Source organism: Pseudomonas sp. CCOS 191, assembly GCF_001007005.1.
Classification (GTDB): Bacteria; Pseudomonadota; Gammaproteobacteria; order Pseudomonadales; family Pseudomonadaceae; genus Aquipseudomonas; species Aquipseudomonas soli.
This window is the reverse complement of sequence record NZ_LN847264.1, coordinates 3,914,984-3,924,973: the sequence shown is the minus strand read 5'-3', so window position 1 is coordinate 3,924,973 and position 9,990 is coordinate 3,914,984. Positions and strand designations below refer to the sequence as shown.

Sequence of the window (9,990 nt, the reverse complement as noted above, 5' to 3'; positions counted from 1 at the left end):
GCTCAGTAATGGGCGTGCTGCGTCTGCTTCACCAGGTCTTCGTACAGGCGCGCATAGGGTTCCACCGCCTGGCACCAGTTGAACGGCTGGGTCATCGACAGGCAGCGCATCGCATTGAGCAGGTGCTTCTTGCCGTACACATAGAAGGCGCGGCCCAGGGCTTCGCGGTAGCTGTCCACGCTGGAGTCGTCGAACAGGAAACCGGTCACGCCGTTCTCGATGGTGTCGGCCAGCCCGCCGGTGTTGCGCGCCACCGGCAGCGAGCCGAAGCGCTGGGCGTACATCTGGCTCAGGCCGCAGGGCTCGTAGCGCGACGGCATCAGCAGGAAGTCGCTGCCTGCGAACATGCGCCGGGCGTCGGTCTCGTTGAAGCCGATGCGCACGCCGATGCGGCCCGGGTGACGCAGGGCCAGTTCGCGCATGGCCTGTTCTTCCTCGGGTTCGCCACGGCCGATGATGGCGATCTGGCCGCCTTGTTCGACGATGTAGTCGGCAACGCCCAGGGTCAGGTCCAGGCCTTTCTGGTAGACCAGCCGCGAAACCACGGCGAACAGCGGCCCATCGCTCGCTTCCAGGCCGAACAGCGCGCGCACCTGGTCGGCGTTGCGTGCCTTGCCGTCCCAGTCGTTGATGCTGAAATTGTGGTCCAGGTGCTGGTCGGTGGCCGAGTCCCAGCTTTCGTCGATACCGTTGGGGATGCCGCCGAGCAGTCCTTGCTGGGCCTTGCTGGCGAGGAAACCGTCCAGGCCGCAGCCGAACTCGGGGGTGGTGATTTCCCGGGCGTAGGTGGCGCTGACCGTGGTGATGTGGCTGGCATAGGCAAGCCCGGCCTTGAGGAACGACAGCTTGCCGTAGAACTCCATGCCTTCCTGCTGCATGGCGTGGTCGGGGATCGCCAGTTCCGGGCTGCAGCCGCGGCTGTACACGCCCTGGTAGGCCAGGTTGTGGATGGTGAACAAGGTCGGGGTGCTCAGGCCGCGCCAGTGCATGTAGGCCGGGGCCAGCCCGGCCGGCCAGTCGTGGGCGTGCACCAGGTCGGGGCGCCAGTGGGCCATGCCTTCGCCGGCGGCGATTTCCGCGGCGGCCAGGCCCAGGCGGGCGAAGCGGATATGATTGTCGGGCCAGTCGCGACCGTTGTTGGCGCCGTAGGGCGTGCCGTCGCGCTGGTACAGCTCGGGGCAGATCAGCACATAGATCACCAGGCCGTCGGCCAGATCCATGCGGCCGATCTTGCACGGCGGCAGCGCGGCGTGGCCGCCCAGTTCGCCGACGATGTGAATGGGGTTGTCGCTCTCGACCACCTGGCGGTAGCCGGGGATCAGCACGCGTACATCGTGCAGGTGCGCCAGGGCACGGGGCAGGGCAGCGGACACGTCGCCCAGGCCGCCGGTCTTGACCAGGTCGGCAATCTCCGAGGTGACGAACAGGATCTTGCGCTTGTTCGGGTTGTGCTGGCGCTGCGCGCCGGGTGCCTTGACTGTCGGGGCGAGGGACGCAGGCAGCGGCTCGCGGTTATCCGGGTTGAATGACTCTACGTGAGGTTCGACAGCGGCACTGATCATACTTCTCTCCGTCCCTTGTTCTGTTTGCTTGGCGTTGGCTCGTGGGTCTGCTCTCTGATCGTTGTTGCATCTTCGTAGTGCGTCCTTGCCCCAGATTCGTGCGCGCAGGCACGGCACGCTCGGCATTCCCGCCGAAAGACGTATGGACTGGTTGGGGTGTGCGGGCCTAGCGTGAGGAAGTCCTTTTGCGTTGGCCCTACTTAAGTCCTGACCTGCCCGTGTTTTGGAAAGTTCGACTTTTTTACGTCACTTTTTCCGAGCAAAACGCGGGCCGAATCTGGAGTGTAGGGGACGAAACGCAAAGAAAGTGACCCGTTGGTCATTTTTGTCGCGACGGTTTACCCGCGCAAACGTTGGCGAGTTGTTGCAAAATATGAGACTAGCCAGCGTAGGCGCAGCGGATTGGCGACAGACGCGGCACAACGCAATCAGGAAGGGAAGCTGTGACGAGGTGGGAGCCTGGCAGCTCCCACGCAGAGGGGCGGTGAATCAGAGGCCGGCGGCCTTGCCTTGCACACGGGCCTGTTCGAGCAGCAGGTTCAGCTGGGCGACCTGCTGGCGCAGGTGATCGCGCTCATCCTTCAACTGGCGCAGCTCGTCGCGGCGCACGGTGACATAGAGGGTCTGGGTGGGAGTTGCAGGCATCAGGGTTCCCATGGGCACACCTCGCATGGCTGGTGACATTTTGAAGCGTAGACGCTTCACGCGGCGCGCATTCTGAATTCTTTGCAGGCCCTTGGGAACTTTTTTGTTTATCGTTGTCGCCCCGTTCGTCGGTGAACCCTACGCCAGAACGCTGGACTAATCTGAAATCTTCAATTGTTGTAAAGCAAAACCAACGGGAGCGTCGGCACATGCAACTGGGAATCATCGGGCTTGGCCGCATGGGCGGCAATATCGCAAGGCGCCTGATGCGCGCAGGTCACAGCACTGTGGTCCACGATCGCAACCGCGAAGCCATCACTACCCTGGAAGGCGAGGGGGCCGTTGGCGCCCACGACCTAGGGGCGCTGGTGCAGAAACTCAAGGCGCCGCGCGCGGTGTGGGTCATGCTGCCCGCCGGCGAAATTACCGAGCAGACCATCGCGCAACTGGCCGACCTGCTCGAGCCGGGCGACGCCATCATCGATGGTGGCAACACCTTCTACAAGGACGACGTGCGCCGCGCTGCCGAGTTGGGCAAGCGTGGCCTGCACTACCTCGACGTCGGCACCTCTGGCGGCGTGTGGGGCCTGGACCGTGGCTACTGCATGATGATCGGCGGCGAGAAAGAGGTGTTCGAGCGCCTGGAACCGCTGTTCAAGGCCCTCGCCCCGGGCGTCGGCGACATTCCGCGCACCCAGGGCCGCAGCGGCGAGCACGAGCGCGCCGAACACGGTTACATCCACGCTGGCCCGCCCGGCTCCGGTCACTACGTGAAGATGGTGCACAACGGCATCGAGTACGGCCTGATGCAGGCCTACGCCGAAGGTTTCGACCTGCTGCGCAGCAAGGGTGGCCCGGAGTTGCCGGAAGAGCAGCGCTTCGACCTCAATGTGGCCGAGATCGCCGAAGTGTGGCGCCGCGGCAGCGTGGTCACCTCCTGGCTGCTGGACCTGACCGCCGACGCGCTGGTCGCCGACCCGCAACTGACCGAATTCAGCGGCTCGGTGTCCGACAGCGGCGAAGGGCGCTGGACCATCGACGCCGCCGTCGAACAGGCCGTGCCGGTGCCGGTGCTGTCCAGCGCGCTGTTCGCCCGCTTCCGCTCGCGCCAGCAGCAGGGCACCTACGGTGACAAGATCCTCTCCGCCATGCGCCTGGGCTTCGGCGGCCACGTCGAGAAAAAGAAGGACTAAATGACTAAACCGACCATCCCCGCGGCGCCGCCATGCACCTTGTTCCTGTTCGGCGCCAACGGCGACCTGGTCAAGCGCCTGCTGATGCCGGCGCTGTACAACCTCAGCCGTGACGGCCTGCTCGACCGCAACCTGCGTATCGTTGGGGTCGACCACAACCCGGCCACGGCCGAGGACTTTGCCGCGCGCCTGCATGCTTTCATGCAGGCGCGGGACAAGGGCGCGGAAGGGAGTGCCAAGTGCCTGGACGAAAAGCTCTGGGCGCGCCTGGCCAAGCGCCTGGACTATCAGACCGGCGACTTCCTCGACCCCGAGACTTACCAGGCCCTGGCTCGGCGCATCGCTAAAACCGGCCATGGCAATGCCATTTTCTACCTGGCCACCTCGCCACGCTTCTTCCCCGAGGTGGCCCAGCGCCTGGGCGACGCCGGCCTGCTCGACGAGTCGGGCGGCGGCTTTCGCCGGGTGGTGGTGGAGAAACCCTTCGGCACTGACCTTGCCAGCGCCGAAGCGCTCAACGCTTGCCTGCTCAAGGTGATGAACGAGCGGCAGATCTACCGCATCGACCATTACCTGGGCAAGGAAACCGTGCAGAACATCCTGGTCAGCCGTTTCTCCAACGGCCTGTTCGAATCGTTCTGGAACAATCATTACATCGACCACGTGCAGATCACCGCCGCCGAAACCGTCGGCGTCGAGACGCGCGGTGCGTTCTACGACAATACCGGCGCCCTGCGCGACATGGTGCCCAACCACCTGTTCCAACTGCTGGCGATGGTCGCCATGGAGCCGCCGGCGGCCTTCGGCGCCGATGCGGTGCGCGGTGAAAAGGCCAAGGTGATCGGTGCCATCCGCCCCTGGTCGCAGAAGATGGCCCTGCGCAACTCCGTGCGTGGCCAGTACGGCACCGGCAAGCAGGGCCGCAAGAAACTGCCCGGCTACCGCGAGGAGGCCAATGTCGCCCCGCACAGCCAGACCGAGACCTATGTCGCCCTCAAGGTGATGATCGACAACTGGCGCTGGGCGGGGGTGCCGTTCTACCTGCGCACCGGCAAGCGCATGAGCGTGCGCGATACCGAGATCGCCATCTGCTTCAAACCGGCGCCCTACGCGCAGTTCCGCGAAAGCGAACTGGAGCGGCCCAAGCCCAACTACCTGAAGATCCAGATCCAGCCCAACGAAGGCATGTGGTTCGACCTGCAGGCCAAGCGCCCGGGGCCGGAGCTGGTGATGGAAAATGTCGAGCTGGGTTTCGCCTACAAGGACTTCTTCAAGATGACCCCGGCAACCGGCTACGAGACGTTGATCTACGACTGCCTTACCGGTGACCAGACCTTGTTCCAGCGCGCCGACAATATCGAGAACGGTTGGCGTGCCGTGCAGCCGTTCCTCGATGCCTGGGCGGCCGAGGGTGGCGAGGTGCATGAGTATGCGGCGGGAGAGGATGGCCCCGAGGCCGGCGATGAGCTGCTGGCGCGGGACAAGCGCGAGTGGCATACGCTGGGGTGAGCCTGCAGCGACCTACCGCCGTTGGCGGTAGGTGCGCGGATGTGCCCTACAAGGTGAACGACAGGGCCGAGAACACCATCCCGCCACTGCCCGCCCAGCCCATGCAGAACTGACCTTGTTCGGCTTCGCCCCGGCTCATCGCATCAAAGATACCGAAGGGAATCGACGCGGTAATGATGTTGCCGGTCTTGTGCCCGACGTGATGCAACTTGTGATCGACGCCGATCATCTGGCCAATATGCTCCCACATCTTTGGCGAGCCGGTATGGATGAACACTTTGTGCACGTCGTCCGCGGTGAGTTTTTGCAGGTTGAAGACTTTTATCGCTTCATTGCGACCATCTTCGTGCAGGGCGGCGGCATAGGAGTTGAATTGATACTGGCCACCGGTGGGTTCGATCTTGGCGATATCCGCCTCGTTGCAGAACAGTTTCCAGTCCGGCAACGAGATCGTCGACAAGTCACTCAGGTCGGGTCGGTTGATGTACGAGAACTTGAAGTTATCCGTTGCTTCGTTACTGAGGATGGTGACAACGGCGGCTTCACCGATGGTAAAGCTCGGGAACTTGTAGGCCAGTTCGGCCGGCGACTGCAGCGAGAAGTTCTTGGGCATCACCGGCCCGCCCGCCGACATGCCAAACTCCATGTTGACGATGGCGGCGTAGCGGATTTCACCCGCTTGCATCTTGCTGTTGATGACGTCCATGGCCGTCACCCAGCCGTTGCAGGCGTCGACCACGTCGAAGTTGCGGCAGTTCAGGCCCAGTGCCTTGGCGATGAAGGTACTGTTGGCCGGCTCGATGAAGCCACGGGTGACGTTGGGATAGATCAGCAGGTCCAGGTCGGCCTTGCTGATATTGGCCTGGGCCAGCGCCGCGTCGAACGCCGCTTCCATCAATTGCATCGGCGTCTCGTCAGCCGCCAGCCAATGGCGTGTGTCGCTGCCGCTTTTTTCCAGCAACTTACCGATGGTCTTCAATGTTTTCGGCAAGTCTTCCTGGAAGGTGTTGCGGGAGTGTTCTTCCACCAGGTTGATAACGTCCTGGTTGCTGACGCAGCGTGAGGGCAGTATTCCGGATAAACCGACAATCTTCATAAAACGTCCTTGTTGAAAGTAGTGACTCAGCGCAATGGTTGCGCACGGGCAGAAGCTTATTCATCCTGATAAGCAACCACTGGCCCGGTATTTCTAACACAGCGCAACAGTGAATCAGTGCCGTGGATCAATGTTCCTGCGCATCGATTCCAACGCCTCGGCAACCTGCGCCGAGTGCATTTCAACGGAACCGGCAATCGCGCTTCGGCATCCAAACTCACGCCCACTGCCTGAGGATCCGAGATGCCCGCCCTGATCGAAGACTACGCCCTCATCGGCAACTGCCGCAGCGCCGCCCTGATCAACCGCGACGGCGCCCTCGACTGGTTGTGTCTGCCACGCTTCGACGCCCCGGCGGTGTTCGCCGCGTTGCTGGGCAACGAGGAAAACGGCCGTTGGCGCATCGCCCCCACCGACCCGGTCGAGCACAGCGCGCGCCGCTACCTCGATGACACCCTGGTACTGGAAACCACCTGGATCACCGCCAGCGGCCGTGCCCGCGTGCTCGACTGCATGCCTCTGGGCGAGGCCAACGCAGTGCTGCGCATTGTCGAGGGCCTGGCCGGCGAGACGGCGTTCGAGATGGACCTGGTGCTGCGCTTCGACTATGGCCGCAGCGTGCCCTGGGTGGAGAAGCTCGACCCGCTGACCCTGAGCGCGGTTGCCGGCCCCGATCGCCTGATCCTGCGCAGCAGCACCGAGACCCATGGCCAAGACCACCACAGCGTTGCCCGGTTTCGCGTGCGCGCCGGTGAGCGCCAGGTGTTCAGCCTCTGCCACCAGCCCTCGCACCTGCCTGTGCAGCCCGGTTGCGATGTCGACCACGACCTCGAGCAGACCATCGCCCAATGGCAGGCCTTCGCCGCCCGCTGCCCCGACGTCGGCCCATACACCGAGCGGGTACGCCGTTCGCTGCTGACCCTCAAGGCCATGACCTACGCGCCCACCGGGGGCATGGTCGCCGCCGTCACCACCTCGCTGCCCGAGCGCGTCGGTGGCGAGCGCAACTGGGACTACCGCTACTGCTGGCTGCGCGACGCGACCATGACCTTGCTGGCGCTGATGAACCTCGGCTACTTCGACGAAGCCCAGGCCTGGCGCGAGTGGCTGCTGCGCTCGGTGGCGGGCAACCCCGAGCAGATGCAGATCATGTATGGGCTGGCGGGCGAGCGCGACCTGCCGGAGTTCAGCCTGCCCTGGTTGCCCGGTTACGAGCATTCGCAGCCGGTGCGAGTCGGCAATGCCGCGTCCGAGCAGTTGCAGCTGGATATCTACGGCGAACTGGCTGACGCCATGACCCAGGCCATCAAGGGCGGGCTGCCCCGTCATCCGCGCAGCGCCGCCATCGCCCGCTCGATCCTGCCATACCTCGAAAGCATCTGGCGCGAGCCGGACGAGGGGCTGTGGGAGGTGCGCGGCGGTCGTCACCACTTCGTGCACTCCAAGGTCATGGCCTGGGTTGCCTTCGACCGCTCGGCGAGCCTGGCCGACACCACCGAGGAAGGGCGTGAACGGGGGCGACATTACCGCCAGGTGGCGGACCAGATCCGTGACGAGGTCTGCCGTCGCGGGCTGGATGCCGATGGGCGTCACTTCGTCCAAGACTACGGTTCGACCGAGCTGGACGCGAGCCTGCTGCAGATCGCCCTGACCGGCTTTCTGCCGGCCGACGATCCACGTTTCCTGCGCACCCTCGAACAGATCGAAACCCGCCTGCTGCGCAACGGCCTGCTGCTGCGCTACGACAGTGACAGTTGCAGTGACGGCCTGACGCCAGGGGAGGGGACGTTCCTGGTGTGTTCGTTCTGGTTGGCGGATGTCTACGTGCTGCTGGGGCGGCAGGAGGAGGCGCAGGCGCTTTATGAGCGGCTCACTGCCTTGTGCAATGACGTGGGATTGCTGGCCGAGCAGTACGATCCGGTGGGCAAACGGATGCTGGGGAATTTCCCGCAGGCGTTCAGCCATATCGGCATCATCAATACCGCGTTGAACCTGCACCGGGCGCAGTGTCCGGTGCGGGATCGGGCGAAATGCGGTGACTGAGCCTGCGACTTCTGACACTGGGCTATCAGCTTTTCCTTATTGCTTGTAGTCCATTTCCGAATCATTCTTTTGCCACCTTTAAGCCATTGCTACGGCCTTCCTTGCAACCTAGGCTCCCCTGGTCGTTGCCAATTCAGCGACCGGGTCTGCAAACCCGTGCCAAAGAAGAAGGACGCCGTTGCCAGGCTTCAGGTGCATCACCGCACTGTGAGGTTTGTTTCATGGTGGCTGCGTACGGGAGGTCTTCAGACCTGCCGGGTTACCTTCTTCTGCCCCGGTTTTTGCAGCCTGTACGTAGTCGCCACCCCTCCACTGCAAAGGAAGGATGGCGACCTATCTTTAACTGCAGGAGAAGTCGAAATGTTGAAGATCGTCCCCGATCCACCCCCATCCAATCCTTCCCCTCATCACCTCGAAGACACCCTGATTCAGGCGGCGGAATACGTGCGCTGCGCCCTTATCGTGGCCCATCAGTCGGTATTGGTCTCGCATCCGCATTCGCTCGGAGCAACACTGGCGCTGACGGCGGTGCATGAGATGGAAACCGTACGCGCACTGCTGGACTCGGCGTTGGCGCAGGTACAGATACGAGGTGAGCCGCAGACACGGCATTGACGTGGCGCATTCTGCGCGGGATGCAGTAGTAGAAGTGGGCATGTCTGGCGATGATTGACGTTGGCTGCGTGGATGGCCGCGCTGGCGCTATCGCGGGGCAAGCCCGCTCCCACGTTGGTGATGCCTGCCACTGTGCTCCCTGAGCGGTAGTTCAGCTAAGGGACTTTAAGACGCATAGATACTGCAAGAGTGCTAAACAGTATCATCCGGTATGGCTTCAATATCGCTGATCTCCAGCACTGCCTTGGATTGCCGGAGGCGGCCGGTGACGCTGATGTTCACTTCGCTGGCGAAGTGCTCGACAACGTCATCGTAGAGGCTGTCGTTGAAAGCACATTTCAGCTCGGTCTCGCCGTTGGGGCGGCCACGGAGGATGAAGGTCAGGTTGTCCTTGTCCAGTTCTCGGATCTGGCCGCTGGTCTTCACGAGTTGGTGCTTTTGCGTAAGGTGCCGGGCGAGCGTCTCACTGATGAACTTTCGGTGGTGGCGGTTCAGGCGGATGACTTGATTGTTCTTGATCAACTGCCCGCGAATCTCGGCAGACTCCACCTGGCCGTGAGTCGGTGGTGTCAGGTCCCTCAGTGCTTCCAGTATGGAAATCTCAGGCTCGTTGCCTGACCGCTCGACAAGCCAGCTCAAACCCGACTCGAGCACGCGCGCACTTTGGGCATAAGTGTCTATGGGAGAGGTATGCAGATCCAGTTGGTCGGAGTTGGGGATGCTGAACGAAACTTCGAAACTGTTGTAGGCAAAGCGCGTGGCAGGAAGATCGTATGATTTCCTGAAACTCTCTTCCGGCCTCCCTTGCGAGACGCTTTGCGTGACGACTTCGAGGATTTTCTTGAGCGCGCTTGCCGGGCTGTTGACCGCTCGTGCAATCACGCTGGCGGGTACTGCGCCTTCCTTCAGACCCGGCCCGATGAGGCGATAGGAAAGCAGCGGCATATGCTCTGGGCAAAGGGTGGCATGGGGTTCTGGCTTGAACTGAAGGGGTACGTCATCCAGGCTTTCCAGGCTCCAGGCCATGGCGGGGGACATGTCGTAGTGCATATCGACCACCCAGAGCCAACTCTGTTTGAGCAGGTCATGGACAGTTTTGTGCCCAGCTTTCAACTGTTGGATCAGAGAGGGGCTGGTGGGGGTAACCAGATAGCGAATCAACTTATCTTCGCGGTCTTCCTCGCTTTCGTACCAGAAACGCAGGAGGGAATCGCTTCCCAAGGTGGTAAATATCTTGGGGCCGTCGAACTCGTAAAGGACCTCCGCGATATGCAGCTTCTCAAAGGGCCGGGGGCTGATGGGGTTAGAGGTAACGGACCACAGCATG

Annotated in this window: 8 protein-coding genes; 4 read left to right on the top strand and 4 right to left on the bottom strand. The window is 62.7% G+C overall.

What is annotated here, in order from left to right; all coding sequences use genetic code 11:
• Positions 1-2: 2 nt before the first annotated feature.
• Positions 3-1,562, bottom strand: a complete 1,560-nt coding sequence (gene glgA, locus CCOS191_RS17360) for a glycogen synthase GlgA (RefSeq protein ID WP_046856282.1) — start codon at positions 1,560-1,562, stop codon at positions 3-5.
• A 489-nt stretch (positions 1,563-2,051) separates the two neighbouring features.
• On the bottom strand, positions 2,052-2,219 hold the full coding sequence (locus tag CCOS191_RS28225; RefSeq protein WP_220036851.1) for a DUF6026 family protein: 168 nt from the start codon (positions 2,217-2,219) through the stop codon (positions 2,052-2,054).
• 161 nt (positions 2,220-2,380) lie between these two features.
• On the opposite strand from CCOS191_RS28225, the gene gnd reads away from it, so the two are divergent.
• Together gnd and zwf are read left to right on the top strand one after the other, a co-directional pair.
• On the top strand, positions 2,381-3,400 hold the full coding sequence (gene gnd / locus CCOS191_RS17355) for a phosphogluconate dehydrogenase (NAD(+)-dependent, decarboxylating) (RefSeq protein ID WP_269451421.1): 1,020 nt from the start codon (positions 2,381-2,383) through the stop codon (positions 3,398-3,400).
• On the top strand, positions 3,401-4,909 hold the full coding sequence (zwf, locus tag CCOS191_RS17350; RefSeq protein WP_046856280.1) for a glucose-6-phosphate dehydrogenase: 1,509 nt from the start codon (positions 3,401-3,403) through the stop codon (positions 4,907-4,909).
• A 46-nt stretch (positions 4,910-4,955) separates the two neighbouring features.
• Here zwf and CCOS191_RS17345 read toward each other — a convergent pair whose 3' ends face one another.
• Positions 4,956-6,005: a 3-oxoacyl-[acyl-carrier-protein] synthase III C-terminal domain-containing protein gene (locus CCOS191_RS17345; RefSeq protein WP_023630065.1), complete on the bottom strand. Its 1,050-nt coding sequence runs from the start codon at positions 6,003-6,005 to the stop codon at positions 4,956-4,958.
• Between the two features lie 243 nt (positions 6,006-6,248).
• Here CCOS191_RS17345 and CCOS191_RS17340 point away from each other — a divergent pair, with 243 nt between their 5' ends.
• Together CCOS191_RS17340 and CCOS191_RS27535 are read left to right on the top strand one after the other, a co-directional pair.
• Positions 6,249-8,048: a glycoside hydrolase family 15 protein gene (locus tag CCOS191_RS17340; protein WP_046856279.1), complete on the top strand. Its 1,800-nt coding sequence runs from the start codon at positions 6,249-6,251 to the stop codon at positions 8,046-8,048.
• A gap of 360 nt (positions 8,049-8,408) precedes the next feature.
• Entirely contained in the window at positions 8,409-8,663 is a 255-nt protein-coding gene (locus CCOS191_RS27535; RefSeq protein WP_082120452.1) for a hypothetical protein, read from the top strand.
• A 192-nt stretch (positions 8,664-8,855) separates the two neighbouring features.
• Here CCOS191_RS27535 and CCOS191_RS17330 read toward each other — a convergent pair whose 3' ends face one another.
• Positions 8,856-9,989: a hypothetical protein gene (locus CCOS191_RS17330; RefSeq protein WP_046856277.1), complete on the bottom strand. Its 1,134-nt coding sequence runs from the start codon at positions 9,987-9,989 to the stop codon at positions 8,856-8,858.
• Position 9,990: the final 1 nt, after the last annotated feature.